Raw genomic sequence first — 15,682 nt, 5'->3', positions numbered from 1 at the left:
GATGGAATCGGCTGTTTTGGCTACGTTGGTCATGGCTTCGTACTGCTCTACTGGATCTGGGATCTCCACTAGGTCCATCCGCCATCCCTGCGGCACGAACACTCCGAAGCCTATTCCTTCTGACATGTTATATCCCCCCTATAGTATGGTGCTTACCTAACACTATGTCATAACAGGCTGCTTAGGATCAATCGCTGAGGGAAGTTTCGTTAGCAGCATTCGCCGAGGTCGCGCTATGGACCATAGCAGTTGCTGCAGTAGCCCACAGGACTGTACTGATCTAATACGCTTTACTCCAGCATGCGTAGGCCGGCGACGCAAGCTGTGATACCTATTATGCAGGCTATCCTGAGCCCGTGCATTCGCTCTCGGAAGAAGATCATACCGACGATCGCTGCCCCCAGCGTGCCGATACCGGTCCATACAGGATAGGCAGTGGATATGGGTAGTTCGCTGAGCGCGCTGACCAGGAGGCGAAAGCTGATCATGAACCCTCCGTATAGCATGAGCTGATGGGTCCATGTGGGGTTCTTTGCCGACAACTTCAGCCCGATCACGCCCACTATCTCGAACATCCCAGCTAGCAGGAGGTACACCCATGCCATCTATAATCTACCTCACAGCATCCTCTGCGCTGTCTTCGGTCCACTTCAGCCCCACTATACAGGCGATAAGCAGCATCAGCAGGGTTATCTTGAGTATGGAGAAGGTCTCACCAAGCGCGGCTATGCCGACCAGGGTCACCCCCGCGGCGCCAATGCCCGCAAACACGGCGTACACAGTGCCCACGGGAAGGATACGACAAGCACGGGTGAGCAGGTCAAAGCTCGCGATGATAGCTGCGATCGTGATCAGTAGGTAGATCGCCATAGTGGTAGCCTCCCGTCCTGCCCCGGCTTCCGCAGTGTTGATGGCCTCCCACCGCTCGCTTGTGAGCTTTAGGCTGGTTGCCCATACCACCTCCAAGATCCCGCCTGCTAACGTCATACCCCACGCTCTTTGCCTGGGATTCAGCGCAGACAGCATTTGTTCGCCTCGCGATCCTTATAAATCAGCAATTTATAGCAGATGCTATTATAAGCAAATAAGTTGATCAGGGTATAGGAGGTGGCCCCGGTTCTTCCTGGGTCGGGCAAGCGTCTATGGGCTCGGTATCATGAGCTAGGAGCATAGCTCCCTGCTTCCTGCAGGCCATTCAGTAGGGGTACCACTTGAGGGTTAAAGGTGTTAGACTGTTTGGCAATACCAAAGGATGAGCAGGAGGAGCGCATGGCAACGGTCGAGGACAGGGAGAACGCGGTCACCCGCTTTGCACAGCGGATCATAGAGAACGTGGAGAGGGTGATCATCGGCAAGCGGGAGCAGATAGAGTACCTGCTGGTGGCGCTGCTATGTCAGGGCCACGTGCTCATAGAGGATGTGCCCGGCACTGGCAAGACGATGCTTGCTAGGGCATTGGCGGTGAGCATAGGACTGGAGTTCAAGAGGCTGCAATGCACTCCTGATCTGCTGCCCAACGACGTGACCGGGGTCAGCATCTTCAACCAGAGGGAGGGCAGTTTTGAGTTCCAACCGGGGCCGGTGTTCGTGAACGTACTGCTGGCCGATGAGATCAACAGGGCGACGCCGCGCACGCAGTCAGCGCTTCTGGAGGCCATGCAGGAGAGGCAGGTGACGGTGGAGGGAGTTACACGGCAGCTACCGTCGCCCTTTCTGGTGCTGGCTACCCAGAATCCTGTGGAGTTCGAGGGCACTTTTCCCCTCCCAGAGGCTCAGCTGGATAGGTTCCTGATGCGTCTACCATTGGGGTATCCCGATGAGGGCTCCGAGGTGGCGATGCTGCGGAACCTGCGCAAGCGTCACCCTATAGAGACTTTGGAACCTGTGGCCGGTGCCGAGGAGTTGCGAGAGCTGTATGATCAGGTAACTGACGTCCACGTGGACGAGACCCTAGAGCGCTACATAGTAGGCCTGGTAACGGCTACCAGGTCACACCCTGACCTGGCCCTGGGCGCTAGCCCAAGAGGGTCTATAGCCCTCTACAAGACGTCACAAGCTCTGGCAGCCCTGCGAGGGCGAGACTACGTCATACCGGAAGACGTTCGCCAGATGGCCGCTCTCACCCTGCCGCATCGTCTCCTGGTGAAGCCCGAGAGCCAGCTCCGTGGTCGTACATCAATAGGTGTGGTGGCGGAGATCGTCGAGCGTCAGCCGCTAGATATGGGTGGTGTGAGGTAAGATGCGTAACTATCTACCGGTGCTGGTGCTGATCATAGGGATCGTGATACTGCTGCGCATCAGCTTCTTCTTCACGGTCGTGTACTTCCTGGTAGGTATATACTTGCTGTCCAACCTATGGACACGAAGGTCGATTAGTCACGTGGCCGTGGCTCGCAGCTTACAGGAGAGAGCCTTCACCGGCGATGAGGTACAGGTGAAGCTGCGGGTGACCAACACCGGGCTGTTGCCCGTCAGCTGGCTGGAGGTGAGAGATACGATCCCGGGGCAGCTACTGGCCTCGCCATTCCGCACGGAGGTGATCTCGCTGGGGGCAAATGAGACCTGGGAGAGAGAGTACTCTCTGAGGTGTAGGCACAGAGGGTACTATCAGCTAGGTCCCTGCACGCTACGCAGCGGCGATCTGTTGGGTATGCATCAGGTGTACGCTACCGTCGACCGGACGGATCGCCTCATAGTCTACCCGAGGGTGGTGCCCCTGCACCACCTGCAGCTGCCCGAGCACTCGCCGCTGGCTGCGCTGCCCACCCGCTATCCGCTCTTCGAGGACCCCAACCGCACGATGGGAGTGAAGGCCTACCAGCGAGGCGACTCCCCCAGGCGCATCCATTGGAGCGCTTCGGCCCGCACCGGACAGCTCCTAGTCAAGCAGTATCAACCAGCGATTGCGCGCGAGACCCTCCTTTGCCTGGACATGTATGAGGAGCACTACTCCGTTCGTAGGCGGTACGAAGCGATAGAGCTTGCGGTGGTTACGGCTGCGTCGCTTGCCAACCATGTCGTGGTCCAGCAGGACTTGCCCGTGGGACTTGCGGTGGATGCCATGGACCCGCTGGTGGAGGCGAGGCAGAGGTTTGTGCTCTTACCCCGCAGCGAGAGGGGACATCTGATGAGCTTGCTGGAGGTGCTGGCCAGGGTGGAGCCTCTGGGGGAGGATTCCCTGGGAGACATGATCACTCGCGCCACGGCGGAGCTCTCTTGGGGAGCTACGGTGGTGGTGATCACGGGAGGAGCCCACGTCAGGGTGGTGGATACCTTGCTATCCCTCAAGCGCGGGGGGCTGCTTGTGGCCCTCGTGGTCGTGCACCCAGGGGAGTCAGAGCAGCTCGTGCGTAGGCAGGCAGCAGCCATAGGTGTGCCGGTGTACCACGTGTGGACGGATCGCGATCTGGAGACCTGGCTTCCCAGGACAACTTGATCATCTGAACCTGGTGCTAGCGTTGCCGAGCACCTGCGTGATGTCTTCCGGCGTGATGAGGGCGATATCTCCCGGCAGACAGCGTTTGATGCTGGCGAAGGCGTTGCCCACCAACAGGGGAGATATCTTCTCGCGGCCTCCCAATAGACCCCTATAGTGTGGTCCCTCCAGCGTGGCGTATAGATAGCCAGCGGCAAAGGCGTCTCCAGAACCGAACCTATAGCGGCCAGCGGATTCGATGGCGGGGGCCCACTCGTATGTGCCCCCTCGCAGGTGTGCTGCCCCATCTTGTCCTAGGGTGAGGACGAATGCCCTGTCCTGCCGGCCATTGCCGAACCGCTCGGACATCATCCAAAGCACGTCCTGAGGTTCACCGTCAAAGCCCCACAGTGTGTGGGCGTCCTCGCGAGTACAGAACAAGATGTTGGCTACCCTGCATGGCTCCTCTAGTGCGATTGCGGCCTCCTCTGGGGCCCACAGCTTGGCACGGTAGTTGACGTCGAATGATATGGTGGTCCCTTGTGCGCGGGCGCGCTGGAGTAGCCTGGAGAAGGCTTCCCTGGCACCCTGCCCCAGCGCGGGCGTAACACCTGTCAGGTGAAGCACCCCGGCCATACCCACCATCGACACGTCCAGCTGGTCGGGATCTATCTCGGCACAAGCCGATCCGGCCCGATCATAATATACTCTGGTACCTAATGGTGGTGGGTTTTCCTCGGCGTAAAAGATGCCCAGCCTGCTGTTGGGGGGAGACCACACCACGTGGCTGGTGTCGACGCCGTAGGCCCTCAGCTCCCGCTCGACTCGCCTGCCCACTGGGTTGTCAGGTAGTGCGGACATCCAGGCCACCCTCATCCCGAGGCGTGCCAGGCAGGCCAGCGTGTTGGACTCCGTGCCTCCGACGTGCACCTCGAAGGTGTCGGCATCCTCTATTCTTTGGCCTCCTGGTGGTGTCAGGCGAAGCATCGTTTCGCCAAAGCTAACGACGTCGTACCTCGTCACACTCTACCTCCACAAGATCCTGGGAAGAATGTTATACCACCATTTGCCTCCCGTTGCATACCCTGTGCCTCTTGTATTTTTGTCCGCTAGGTGTATACTACCGACTGATCTGTGCCATGAACTCTCTACGTGAGGAGTAGGTGATATGCGACGCTATCGTCTGTACGTGGTCCTTGTGGTCGTGATGCTGCTGATGGGCTTCTTGCGTGTGAGCCCGACATCAGCGTCACATGTTCCGTTCAGCAGCGCTACAGTGGCTGGCAGCTTCCAGAGCGAGATAGGATGTCCTGGTGACTGGCAGCCCTCTTGTGACCTCTCATTGATGTCAGATCCTGACAGTGATGGGGTATACACCTTCACCGTACCTGCTGGTGTCCTACCCGTTGGCACTTATGAGTACAAGGTGGCGCTCAACCGGTCTTGGGATTACAGCTTCCCAGCCAGTAACCAGCAGTTCGATATTGCTGCCCCAGACAACAGCGTGACCTTCTACTACAACGCCGATACCCATGAGGTGCATCACGTTGTGACCGGTACTCGGCCTCCTAGGACGGGTGATAACGACATCTTCTGGGACGGACTCCGACATGACAGCCGGGACACTCTCTATAGGGTGCCGTTTGGTGCCGTTCCCGAGGGCTCGGAGTTCCTAGTACGGTTTCGGACCTTCCATGATGACGTGTCGAGCGTGACCGTGCGCGTATGGCACACCGGGCTCAACGCTGAGAGGCTATACGACATGCAGCGGGTGGCGCAAAACGTCTCCTGCTATCAGGATCTACCGTTTACATGTGACTTCTGGCAGGCCAGGATAGAGGCAGGGCCTATAGGCACGATCTACTATCGGTTCATAGTCCGCGATGGCTCGAAGGTGGTGTATTACGAGGACGACAGCGAGGTGCGCGATGGCGGCCTTGGCAGGCCGTTTGACCAATCGCCCGACTGGGGATGGGCCGTAACGGTCCACCGTCGCGATTTCCTCCCAATCGCTTGGATGAAGAACGCTGTGGTGTACCAGATATTTCCCGACAGATTCCGCAACGGCGACCCATCCAATGATCCCAAGCCGCTGCGAGGCAATCCCAGGCTGAGCAGCGATCCTCGCTACGCCTATCCCAATGGTGATCTGACTGGTGCCAGCAGGCCTGAATGGGATCAGATCCTGCGTATGAAGTGGGGGGAGCTGCCGGAGGGGTACTGCCGGAACTACGCTGGGGACTATCCATGCCCCCAACGCTTCTCTCAACCCTCCTCTACTCGAGAACAACCAAGGGGTAGAGATTACTACGGGGGTGATCTCGAGGGTGTTACCGAGAAGCTCTCCTACCTCAAGCGTCTAGGTGTGACCGCGATATACTTCAACCCTATATTTGCTGCAGGCTCCAACCATCGCTACGATACCCGCGACTACAAGATCATTGACCCTTATCTGGGTGATCTCGGCGACTGGAGGACGCTGGTGCGCGCTGCCCATAGGCAGGGGATACGTATCATCCTGGATGGGGTGTTCAATCACATGTCGTCCGACAGCCCCTTGTTCGACCGCTACCACAACTGGAGCAACTCCCTGTACGGTGTGGGGGCTTGTGAGAGTGTTAGCTCTCCCTATAGGGCGTGGTTTCGCTTTCGGGTGCCCGTAGGGAGCGAGCCCGCGGCTTGTGCACCTTACACTCGTGATGGAGATTCTTACTACACTTCATGGGCGGGCTTCGACTCGCTGCCTCAACTGGCCGAGAGCGACCAGGTCAAAAACTACATCTACGGAGCAAACGATAGCGTGGCCCGCTACTGGCTCCGTCAGGGCGCTGATGGCTGGCGACTGGACGTCATGCCCGACAAGAGCGTGGCGTTCTGGAGGGAATTCAGACAGAGGGTCAAGCAGGTAGACCCCAACGCCATCATCATCGGCGAGCTCTGGAAGAAGTTTGACGTCCTGCCGTTCGTCCAAGGTGACACAGCTGACACGACCATGAACTACCGCTTCCGCGATGCGGTGATCTCGCTGCTGGCTCCCGGCTCGTTCGACGGCAAGGGCTTTCCTGGCAGTGGCCAGCCCATCAAGCCTTCTGAGTTCGTCAACCGGCTGGAGTCCATCAGAGAGGACTACCCCGACGCGACTTACTGGACGCTCATGAACCTGTTGGACTCCCACGACACCGAGCGCGTGCTGTGGACGCTGACTCCTGGGGTGGAGAACCCCAATGGTAGGGAGCGCGACGCTGCCAACCTTGCGGAGGGTAAAACCCGCCTGCGACTAGCAGCGCTTATCCAGATGACGATGCCTGGTGCTCCCACGATCTATTACGGTGACGAGGTGGGCCTGACGGGCGATGACGATCCCGACGATCGGCGCACTTTCCCGTGGGGAGATCGCCAGGCCCGCGCCGAGGGGGATACCCGCCGACCCGATATGGTGTTGTTCCGCTACTACAGCGATCTGACCCGCGAGAGGCGCCAGCACCCATCGTTGGTCAACGGGGATCTGCGGTTCCTGCTAGTGGATGACTCTGCAGGTACGCTGGCCTATGGCCGCAAGTGGCGCAACGAAGCTTCGATCATCGTGCTCAACACTAGCAAGCAGCCCAGGCAGGTATCCGTGCCCATGGATGGCTACCTGCCAGATGGTACGGAACTCTCGCGTGTGGTTGGAGGTCATGGCGATCTCTACGTACGTGACGGTCGAATCAACGTGATGCTGTCTCCGCTATCCGGCCTGCTGCTCGTGACGCGGGACGCTGACCTCACGCCTCCAACCGCGCCCGCTGGCCTGCGGGCAGTAGCCGATGGCATGCAGGTGCGGCTCTCCTGGATGCCCGTGGAGGGTGCCAGGGGCTACAACGTCTACCGTAGCCCGGTCGCAGGCGGAGGCTACGTCAAGGTCAACACGGCCCCCGTGACCACCACGGACTACCTGGACGAGGGCGCTGACCTGCGCAGCGGCCAGAAGTACTACTACGTCGTGCGTGCTCTCGACGGCGTCGGCAATGAGAGCGCAAACTCCAACGAGGCGAGCGCTACCCCTGGCTATAGGATAGGTTGGGCCAACCTGCAGTGGCCTCACAGCTTGGATTACACCGTTAGTGCGCGATACACTACAGACACGGTGTATGGGCAGGTATGGATTGATGGTGTGACCAACCAGCCGGGGCCAACTCCTGGTCTCATCGCCCAGCTCGGCTATGGACCTCAGGGCAGCGACCCGAGAAATTGGGATACCTGGGTGCCGATGCAGTTCAATACCGATGTAGGTAACAACGACGAGTACAAGGGCGTCCTCCAGCCGACTGTGCCCGGAACCTACGACTACCTCGTGCGCTACAGCACGACCGGTGGGGAGAGCTGGACCTACGGCGATATAGATGGCACGGAGAGCGGTAGCTTCCAGGACCAGGTAGACAGCCCGGGCACGCTGGTGGTGCATCCCAATCCCGATCAGACTCCGCCGGAGGCACCCACCAACTTGCGAGCGTACAACAATGGTCCCAGCTCGATACTCCTGGCCTGGAATGCGTCCACGTCGCCCGATGTCTATAGATACGACGTCTACCGGAGCACGCAGTCTGGTGGCCCCTATGACAAGGTAGGATCCACTGATGCGGGCACCACGCAGTACGCCGATTCGGGTCTGCAGACCGGTACTCGCTACTACTATGTAGTGAAGGCGGTGGATGAGGCGGCCAACGTCTCGACCCCGAGCAACGAGGCCAGTGCCGTGCCTAGCTCGAGGCAGGTGGACGTGACCTTTGAGGTAACGGTGCCCTCAACTACACCTCCTAACGCCACGGTATACATCGTTGGCAACCAGCCGCAGATCTGCAACTGGTGCAACCCACACACCGTGGCACTCGCCAAGGGGGATGACGGCAGATGGCGTGTGACGATCCAGTTCACGGAAGGCACCGCCGTCGAGTACAAGTACACGCTAGGTTCCTGGGATTACGTTGAGAAGGGCCCGTCTTGTGAGGAGCTGTCCAACCGCACCCTTCGAGTGGTGGGGGATGCTCAAGGTCGGCAGCTCGTCCAGGACACCGTAGCTAACTGGCGGAACATATCTCCGTGCGGGAACTAACTTCCTAGCGCGGGCTGGATAAGGCAGCCCGCGCTAGGGCTATCATGCCAGGAGGAGTGCCGCGAGCGCTTTCGCAATCATGGACAGTGGCACCTTCCCATGTCCCTCCAGCCCCAGGATAATACGAGCGGTCATGGCTCGAAGATCTTGATGGCGATCCGCAGCTACCACGAGCCTGTGGGTGATCACCCGGCTACGGCACAGCAAACGCAGGCGCTCGCAGGTGTGGAACAGCCTGGAGAACCGGGCATGTAGCTCCCGCTCATAGGCCCCCGCATCGGGACGGCCATCGGTTAGCATGTCCAGGATATGCTTCCCAGCGATCATTCCCGACTCCAGCGCGTAGTCTATGCCTTCGCCTGTGAGAGGGTTTACCAGACCAGCAGCCTCGCCGACCATGAGCACTCGCGGTGACCATGGTCGCGATCGCAGGAAGTCTGTGCGTATGGGGAAACCTCGCACGACGTCCTTCCGCCTTGCGCCAGGTAACAGGCGACCGAATAGGGGACTGCGGACGAAGCGCTCGAACTCTCGGCGCGCGGTCGAGCCCTCGTGACGGCCGAGTATTCCGGCGCCCACGTTGAAGCGCCCACCCCCCAACGGGAAGATCCAGCCGTACCCTGGGGGAGTCACTCCTTGAAAACTGAAGATCATCTCATCAACCTGGGCCTCTGGACACTCAAAGTAGGCTCGGGATGCTGCCAGTAGTTTCGGGCGGGCTGCGATCAAGCCCGACCTCTCGAGCAGTAGCGGAGAGGCGCCGGTGGCTATCACCGCCAGGCGAGCACGCACCCTGCGACCGTTCTCCAGGCGGACACCGACCTGCTGGCTCTCGCGCTCGATGAGCTCTGCCCTAGCTGGTGCCTCAAACTCTGCTCCCGAGTCTATCGCTCGCCTCCTTAGGGCATCGTCCAGTTGAAGACGAGGTACTACTATACCTCCGCCCCTAGGCATCTGCAGCGTGGTGGAGACCCTGCCTGGCCCAACAACTCGCACCTTATATATCCCGCATCCTTTGCTCGAGATCTCATCCCTGAGCCCCATACGCTCCAGCATATGCACGGCGCGCGGGGTGAGACCATCGCCACACGTCTTGTCGCGTGGAAATTCTGATTTGTCCAGCAGCAGCACTCGCACCCCGTGCCTAGCTAGGGTCCAGGCACACGCGCTACCGGCTGGGCCCGCTCCCACGATCACCACATCGTACTTGACAGCGTTCATAGCTGCATTCTACACCTCATCTTCTCTCAGTGATAGTTCTTCCTTGCACAAAGGTAGTTAACATGGTTAACTATCTCTGAAAGATGTTAACACCAGCTCTCTTCGAGGGAAAGGGGGAAAGTGACTTGCTCGACGCTTGGGGCAGGTTTGTTTATAGGTACAGGTGGTTCGTGCTGCTGCTGTCCGTGCTCTGTCTGGTGCTCACCGCCTACCTGAGACAGTACGGTGGGAAGCTGGGCTCGATCGAGTTCGCATCGCAGACCGAAGCTGGACGCACCAGCAGGCTGATCAACGACCAGCTACCCAGCTCGGCTCCTAGCTACTACGTGATATTCACGAGCGATAAGCTGCTGGCCACAGACCCAAGGTTTGTGCAGGAGATGCAGCAGGCCCTGGAGCCCCTCAAAGATAGTCCTGACGTGTTGGGGGTACGCACACCTTACGATGGCGGCAACATCAACCCTCAGTTCATCTCCAAGGATAAGCATAGTGCTTATGCCATCGTGGAGCTGCGAAGGGCCAGCGACGAGCGCTTGCAGGATGTGTACAAAGAGCTGCACGGCAAAGTAAAGTCCTCGCAGCTACGTGTGATAGAATCGGGGACTTTACCAGCGCTCTATGAGTTCCAACAGATCTCCAGCGAGGACCTACGTCGAGCTGAGGTGATCTCCTTCCCGGCGTCTCTCATCATGCTGTTGTTGGTCTTCGGGTCGGTGGTTGCTGCGGCGATCCCCCTGGGTATCGGTCTGTTCGCGATCGTGGGGGCGCTCACGGGCACGCTACTTCTGGCGCGCTACATGAACCTCACCGTGTATTCCCAAAACATCGTGACTATGTTAGGTTTGGCTCTGGCGATCGACTACTCGCTGTTCATCGTTAGCAGGTTTCGCGAGGAGATCAACAACGGCTCTATCGAGGCGGCCTTGGGTAGAACGCTATCCACTGCCGGGCGTGCTGTGCTGTTCTCGGGCATCACCGTGGCGATCGGTATGCTGGGCATGACGTTCTTCCGCCTAGCTGACATCGGCTCCATCGGCATTGCGGGCACGGTGGTGGTAGTGTTCTCGGTCTTCTACGCCTTTACGTTGCTGCCCGCGATCTTGGCCATCCTAGGCCGGCGTGTGAACAGCCTTAGAGTACCCTTCGTGCATCCCGAGCGCAGGACAGCCCAGAACGGCTACTGGCACAGGATATCTATGGTGATCATGCGCTATCCCTGGCAGGTGCTGATAGTCGTGGGGGCCATCCTGCTCCTCCTTGGAGCGCCGTTCCTGCACATCAGGCTTGCGCTCTCGGATATCAACGCCCTCCCCAGGAACGCGGAGGCGCGTCAGGGCGCGGAGATGCTCCGGAACGAGTTTCCCGGAGGGGACCTCAACCCGATCTACGTGGTGCTGAGGTACGATCAGGGCTCGCCCCTCACGCCGGAAAGGATAGGACAGTTGTATGATCTCACCCGCTGGTTGCAGCAACAATCGGACGTGGTGCGCGTGCAGAGCCTCACCACCCTGGACCCCAGGCTGACCAAGCAGCAGTATCAGCAGCTGCTGTCGCAGCCCAAGACTGCTCTCCCCGCACCTCTACAACAGGCCGTCGAGGGTAGCGTTGGTAGGCAGATCGTGGTCGTGCAGGTGTACACCGATCTCGACCCCAACAGCGACCAGGCTCGCGACCTGGTCCGCAGGATCCGCAGTTCGCACCCGAAGGTGGATGGGCAGCTGTTGGTCACTGGCCAGACCGCCTACGACATAGACTCACTACAGCTCATAGAGGAGGACGTGCCGAAGGCTTTGGCCTTCATCCTCGTGACCACCTACGTGGCTTTGTTCCTCCTGTTGGGCAGCGTCTTCCTCCCCATTAAGGCGTTCGTGATGAACGTCCTGTCGCTCAGCGCCTCATACGGCGCCCTGGTGTGGATCTTCCAGGAGGGGCATCTATCGGAATTGCTCAACTTCCACCCTGGGCCCATCAATAGCGCGCTGCCGGTGATATTGTTCTGTGCGCTCTTCGGGCTCTCGATGGACTACGAAGTGCTGCTGCTCAGCCGCATCAAGGAGGAACACGAGCGTACTGGGGACAACACTCTGGCGGTGGCAATTGGGCTAGAGAAGACAGGCCGGATCATCACTGGCGCAGCACTGATCATGATCACCGTGTTCGTGGCATTCACCTTTGCCAATACCCTTGTCATCAAGTCAATAGGCCTGGGGATGGCGATCGCGGTCTTTGTCGATGCAGCGATCGTGCGTACCCTGCTTGTGCCCGCCGCCATGCGTCTGCTGGGGCAATGGAACTGGTGGGCTCCTGGGCCGCTCGCCCGGTTGTACAAGAGGTTTGGAATCTCGGCCGAGGGTGAGCTGCAAGATGAGAAGACGTTTACACCTGTAAATATGGACTCCTGACCCGTGTGCTATACTCTCCATGCAACACCTGCTGGAGGGGTATATGGCTGAGGCCAAGAATGATCTAGGGTCCTTGCTGCGAACTGCCGGCGGCTTACATACGCGTTTGCTGCGCGAGGATGAATTAACCTTACAGGATCACCACAAGATAAGCTCTTTGCTGGTTGAGGCCTTCCCGCACGCTGCTGAGCTCTTCTCCGCTCAGTCTTGGAGGGGCCACGTCCTGATTGCAGGCTGCTTCTGGAGTCCCAGGATGGGGAGCTTCTGGCCCACCTAGACTATGTCGTTCGACACATCAAGGTTGGAGACTCCGTGCTCGAGGTAGCTGGTGTCGGGGAGGTGGCCGTGCGTCAGGGGGTGCGTCGACAAGGACTAGGTATGCGCCTCATGAGAGAGCTCGAGAATGCAGTACGCTACCACACTCCAGTAGATTTCGGCCTACTGTATTGCCTGGAGACCGTAGCTGGTTTCTACGAGCGAGCTGGCTGGATAAGGGTGCATCAACCGTCGCGCTTCATCTCCCCCGAGACCGGTGAATGGCTGGAGGCTAGCTATCCCACCTTCATCTTACCAGTTAGGGCCAAGCTCGAAGCCTGGCCTCGCAGGGGTACCATAGATCTGGGAGGCATGATCTGGTAGTCCTGGCACGGTAGCTGCTTTATATAGCGTAGACCCGGGTCACAGGCTTATAGGCGTTAGTAAGGATCGGGGGAGAAAAATGGCTATCACTAACCCAAGGGACAAGCTGTTGTACGAGCTGTCTGACATCTACGATGCCGAGACGCAGTTCTTGCAAGGCATGCAGCAGGCCATTGGCTACGCTGAGACCCAGCAGCTACGTGATGGCATCCAGGAGCACATAGCGCAAACCGAGCAACAGATCAACAACCTGGATCAGGTGTTCCATATCTTAGGCGAGCAGCCGCTCAAGATCTCCTGCGACTCTGCTAGGGGGTTGGTCTCGGAGGCACAGAAGGGGATGCAGGAAGCTCAAGGGGGACCACTGCGCGACGCCATGATCGCCGGAGGGCTCTCCAAGGTAGAGCATTACGAGATGTCCAGCTACAGGACGATCCTGTCGGGGCTCGAGCAGATGGGACGGCAAGACGCTGTGGAGCTACTACAACAGAACCTACAGCAGGAGGAGGAGACGGCACAGAAGCTGGAGGCTCTCATCCAACAGCTGGTTCAGCAGGTTTCCCAAGGTACCCAGGGGCCAACGGCCCCTGGGACGGAGTTCACTCCACCTACCATCTAGATCGTGTACCTTTCGGGTCCCCAGCAGATCTGCTGGGGACCTTTACATATTCTTGCGACTAGACGCCTTCTAGGCCCACTCTAGGCCTTTGTGGTATTGCCTGAGGAGCTACTCCCGTACTGATAGACCTCAACCTCCTCCACGGTGATCAGGCCATTGATGCCCATCTGCCCTAACTTGGGAAGCAGGGACTCTATCTTTTCTGGCGAATCGACGACATCGATCACCAAAGGGAGATCCTCAGATAGGCGCAGTATGGTGGCTGTGTGCAGCCGGCTTGTATGTCCGAAGCCTTCTATGCCCCTCAGGACGGTAGCGCCGGCGTACCCCTCTCTGCGCAGCATCTCGACTATAGCTAGATGCATCGGGCGATTGCCGTATCTATCAGCTTCCCCGATGTAGATGCGCACGCGCTTGGCTTTTCCCGATAGATTCATCTTGGTAGCCTCCAACGGTTAGCTGTATCAGAGCATAGAGCTTTTTTGAGTTCAGAGCAATACTATCTCCGAGCTTTCAACTAGGTGTTGAGAATGCACACAAGTTGTAGTACAATCTGCTCATAAGATGTCTAGACAAGATAAGGCCTACATACGCATATCCAACGTGCTTGAGGAGGAGATAACCTCGGGGAAGCTCAAGCCCGGACATAGGCTTCCTGGAGAGCATGAGCTGGCGAGACGCTTTGGGGTCAGTCGAACGACCGTCCGTCAGGCACTTGCGGAGTTGGCGCGCAAGCAGCTCATCACCACTCGTGTGGGTTCTGGCAGCTATATCACCTTTGATAACCAGCCCCTGGATTGGTCACAGGGTTGGAGTAAGGCGCTCACCAGCAGCGGTCTAACTGTGGAGTCGCGCATCATCTATTTCGGGTCGGTGGTGGACGAGGAGCTGGGGCGCAAACTTGGCGTGGGACCTAGATTCATTGCCCTGGACAGGCTGCGGTTGGTGTCTGGGGGTGAGCCCATATCTCTAGAGCGCAGCAGGATACCCCTTAGTGACAGCACGGCCGCCTTGCTGGATGTGGATTTCCGCCAGGAGTCTCTGATGGATGTGCTGACCCTCCGGCTCGGCATGATCCCGACTAGCAGTGAGGAGTGGATAGAGTTGACGAGGCTGAGGGAGGATGAGGCGGATCTGCTGCGGAGAGCCATCGGAGAGCCATTCCTCCTCAGCCGCAGGGTGTTGCGTGACCAACACGGCTCGCTGATGGAGTACGTGGCCAGCTTGCTCGATCCAGACCACTTCCGTCTGCACATCACCTTTGAGAGGGAAGGTTGGGGGCGACGGGGATGAGGCGATTGCGAGCCGCTGGGGCCCTGTACGGACTGGCTATAGGGGATGCCCTGGGCATGCCCACCCAGATGCTGCCGCGAGAGCAGGTCCAGTCCCTGTTGGGGAACATCTGCTGGTTCGAGGAAGGTCCCTTGGCAAACCCTATAAGCGCTGGGCAGCCTGCAGGCAAGGTAACGGACGATACGGAGCAGGCTCTCATCGTCGCTCGCTTGTTGGTGCAGGGTGGTGGAAGTCTGGACGTCTCGCTGTTCGTCCAGGAGCTCCTGGCTTGGACGCGCAAGGCGGAGTCGGATGGTAGCGAGCAGCTTGGACCTTCCTCGCGGCGCGCGCTGGAGGCCGTGGTCAGAGGGGTAGATCCCAGCCGGGCGGGCAGCCGAGGCGACACCAACGGCGCGGCCATGCGCATAGCTCCGGTGGGTATAGTCGTACCTCCTGAGCCTTTGTCCCGACTCGTCGACCACGTAGAACAAGTATGCCTCCCCACGCACCATACGGGCCTGGCTATTGCTGGGGCGGCTGCCGTGGCGGCGGTGGTTAGCGTTGGGGTGGATGGAGGGACCTTCGAGGAGGGGCTTGAGCTGGCCCTGCGTGCTGCCCAGCTCGGTCAGAAACGGGGACATTACGTTGCTGGCCCTAGCGTAGCTGAGAGGATCTCGTGGGCCGTGTCCCTGGTGAGACGGTTGGACGAGGTGAGTGCTCAGGTTAGGATCTATGACCTGGTCGGCACCGGTGTACTAACACAGGAGTCGGTGCCGGCGGCCTTTGCGCTCGCATCCATATACGTGCACGACCCGTGGAAAGCCTGTCTAGCTGCGGCGTCGCTAGGCGGTGACAGTGATACGATAGGCGCCATCACGGGAGCCATGTTGGGAGCCTGCTGTGGAGAAAGTTGCTTCCCATCGGAGGCTCTGGCGCTTGTGCGTGAGGTGAACTCTCTGTATGTGGACGAATTAGTCGTGGCTCTGTTGTCGCTGCGTCAGAGTATATCGGGGAGGTAACAT

At 59.0% G+C, this 15,682-nt stretch carries 14 protein-coding genes and 1 pseudogene; 9 read left to right on the top strand and 6 right to left on the bottom strand.

Annotated features, from left to right (window positions below; all coding sequences use genetic code 11):
- From N2245_RS08070 to N2245_RS08060, 3 genes and pseudogenes are all read right to left on the bottom strand, one after another.
- Positions 1-126 (bottom strand): annotated as a pseudogene (locus N2245_RS08070) (LLM class F420-dependent oxidoreductase); the annotation flags it as partial.
- A 164-nt stretch (positions 127-290) separates the two neighbouring features.
- A complete protein-coding gene (locus N2245_RS08065) occupies positions 291-605 on the bottom strand; it encodes a DMT family transporter (protein WP_494536218.1) in 315 nt (104 codons plus the stop codon).
- A gap of 7 nt (positions 606-612) precedes the next feature.
- Positions 613-1,026: a DMT family transporter gene (locus tag N2245_RS08060; RefSeq protein ID WP_494536217.1), complete on the bottom strand. Its 414-nt coding sequence runs from the start codon at positions 1,024-1,026 to the stop codon at positions 613-615.
- A gap of 243 nt (positions 1,027-1,269) precedes the next feature.
- On the opposite strand from N2245_RS08060, the gene N2245_RS08055 reads away from it, so the two are divergent.
- Positions 1,270-2,238: an AAA family ATPase gene (locus N2245_RS08055; RefSeq protein ID WP_494536216.1), complete on the top strand. Its 969-nt coding sequence runs from the start codon at positions 1,270-1,272 to the stop codon at positions 2,236-2,238.
- Position 2,239: 1 nt separating this feature from the next.
- A complete protein-coding gene (locus N2245_RS08050) occupies positions 2,240-3,436 on the top strand; it encodes a DUF58 domain-containing protein (RefSeq protein WP_494536215.1) in 1,197 nt (398 codons plus the stop codon).
- On the opposite strand, the gene N2245_RS08045 is transcribed toward N2245_RS08050, so the two are convergent.
- Positions 3,437-4,438 (bottom strand): PfkB family carbohydrate kinase, encoded by a 1,002-nt coding sequence (locus N2245_RS08045; RefSeq protein ID WP_494536214.1) that lies wholly within the window; start codon positions 4,436-4,438, stop codon positions 3,437-3,439.
- Positions 4,439-4,583: 145 nt separating this feature from the next.
- Here N2245_RS08045 and N2245_RS08040 point away from each other — a divergent pair, with 145 nt between their 5' ends.
- Positions 4,584-8,507: an alpha-amylase family glycosyl hydrolase gene (locus tag N2245_RS08040; protein ID WP_494536213.1), complete on the top strand. Its 3,924-nt coding sequence runs from the start codon at positions 4,584-4,586 to the stop codon at positions 8,505-8,507.
- Between the two features lie 42 nt (positions 8,508-8,549).
- On the opposite strand, the gene N2245_RS08035 is transcribed toward N2245_RS08040, so the two are convergent.
- Entirely contained in the window at positions 8,550-9,728 is a 1,179-nt protein-coding gene (locus N2245_RS08035; RefSeq protein WP_494536212.1) for an NAD(P)/FAD-dependent oxidoreductase, read from the bottom strand.
- 125 nt (positions 9,729-9,853) lie between these two features.
- Here N2245_RS08035 and N2245_RS08030 point away from each other — a divergent pair, with 125 nt between their 5' ends.
- The 4 genes from N2245_RS08030 (at position 9,854) to N2245_RS08015 (ending at position 13,388) form a co-directional block, all read left to right on the top strand.
- Entirely contained in the window at positions 9,854-12,130 is a 2,277-nt protein-coding gene (locus N2245_RS08030; RefSeq protein WP_494536211.1) for an MMPL family transporter, read from the top strand.
- A 43-nt stretch (positions 12,131-12,173) separates the two neighbouring features.
- Positions 12,174-12,407 carry a hypothetical protein gene (locus N2245_RS08025; protein ID WP_494536210.1) on the top strand — a complete coding sequence of 78 codons (234 nt, stop codon included), beginning with the start codon at positions 12,174-12,176 and terminating at the stop codon, positions 12,405-12,407.
- Entirely contained in the window at positions 12,338-12,769 is a 432-nt protein-coding gene (locus tag N2245_RS08020) for a GNAT family N-acetyltransferase (RefSeq protein WP_494536209.1), read from the top strand. Before N2245_RS08025 ends, N2245_RS08020 begins: the two co-directional genes overlap by 70 nt.
- Before the next feature lie 79 nt (positions 12,770-12,848).
- Positions 12,849-13,388 (top strand): YciE/YciF ferroxidase family protein, encoded by a 540-nt coding sequence (locus N2245_RS08015; protein WP_494536208.1) that lies wholly within the window; start codon positions 12,849-12,851, stop codon positions 13,386-13,388.
- Between the two features lie 80 nt (positions 13,389-13,468).
- Here the strand turns inward: N2245_RS08015 and N2245_RS08010 are convergent, their stop codons facing one another.
- Positions 13,469-13,825 (bottom strand): DUF190 domain-containing protein, encoded by a 357-nt coding sequence (locus N2245_RS08010; RefSeq protein ID WP_494536207.1) that lies wholly within the window; start codon positions 13,823-13,825, stop codon positions 13,469-13,471.
- A gap of 127 nt (positions 13,826-13,952) precedes the next feature.
- Between N2245_RS08010 and N2245_RS08005 the strand changes: the two genes are divergently transcribed.
- Entirely contained in the window at positions 13,953-14,681 is a 729-nt protein-coding gene (locus N2245_RS08005; RefSeq protein WP_494536206.1) for a GntR family transcriptional regulator, read from the top strand.
- Entirely contained in the window at positions 14,678-15,679 is a 1,002-nt protein-coding gene (locus N2245_RS08000) for an ADP-ribosylglycohydrolase family protein (protein WP_494536205.1), read from the top strand. The genes N2245_RS08005 and N2245_RS08000 overlap by 4 nt, the downstream gene beginning before the upstream one ends.
- Positions 15,680-15,682 lie beyond the last annotated feature (3 nt).

Source organism: Thermobaculum sp. T2p (genome assembly GCF_059335935.1).
Note: the sequence above shows the minus strand (reverse complement) of the source record. Positions and strands in the feature narration are given on the sequence as shown.

What these genes read in the sequence shown, in the direction of transcription:
- N2245_RS08065 (WP_494536218.1), bottom strand. Translation starts at nt 605, where the DNA reads ATGGCATGGGTGTACCTCCTGCTAGCTGGGATGTTCGAGATAGTGGGC.
- N2245_RS08060 (WP_494536217.1), bottom strand. Translation starts at nt 1,026, where the DNA reads ATGCTGTCTGCGCTGAATCCCAGGCAAAGAGCGTGGGGTATGACGTTA.
- N2245_RS08055 (WP_494536216.1), top strand. Translation starts at nt 1,270, where the DNA reads ATGGCAACGGTCGAGGACAGGGAGAACGCGGTCACCCGCTTTGCACAG.
- N2245_RS08050 (WP_494536215.1), top strand. Translation starts at nt 2,240, where the DNA reads ATGCGTAACTATCTACCGGTGCTGGTGCTGATCATAGGGATCGTGATA.
- N2245_RS08040 (WP_494536213.1), top strand. Translation starts at nt 4,584, where the DNA reads ATGCGACGCTATCGTCTGTACGTGGTCCTTGTGGTCGTGATGCTGCTG.
- N2245_RS08035 (WP_494536212.1), bottom strand. Translation starts at nt 9,728, where the DNA reads ATGAACGCTGTCAAGTACGATGTGGTGATCGTGGGAGCGGGCCCAGCC.
- N2245_RS08025 (WP_494536210.1), top strand. Translation starts at nt 12,174, where the DNA reads ATGGCTGAGGCCAAGAATGATCTAGGGTCCTTGCTGCGAACTGCCGGC.
- N2245_RS08015 (WP_494536208.1), top strand. Translation starts at nt 12,849, where the DNA reads ATGGCTATCACTAACCCAAGGGACAAGCTGTTGTACGAGCTGTCTGAC.
- N2245_RS08010 (WP_494536207.1), bottom strand. Translation starts at nt 13,825, where the DNA reads ATGAATCTATCGGGAAAAGCCAAGCGCGTGCGCATCTACATCGGGGAA.
- N2245_RS08005 (WP_494536206.1), top strand. Translation starts at nt 13,953, where the DNA reads ATGTCTAGACAAGATAAGGCCTACATACGCATATCCAACGTGCTTGAG.
- N2245_RS08000 (WP_494536205.1), top strand. Translation starts at nt 14,678, where the DNA reads ATGAGGCGATTGCGAGCCGCTGGGGCCCTGTACGGACTGGCTATAGGG.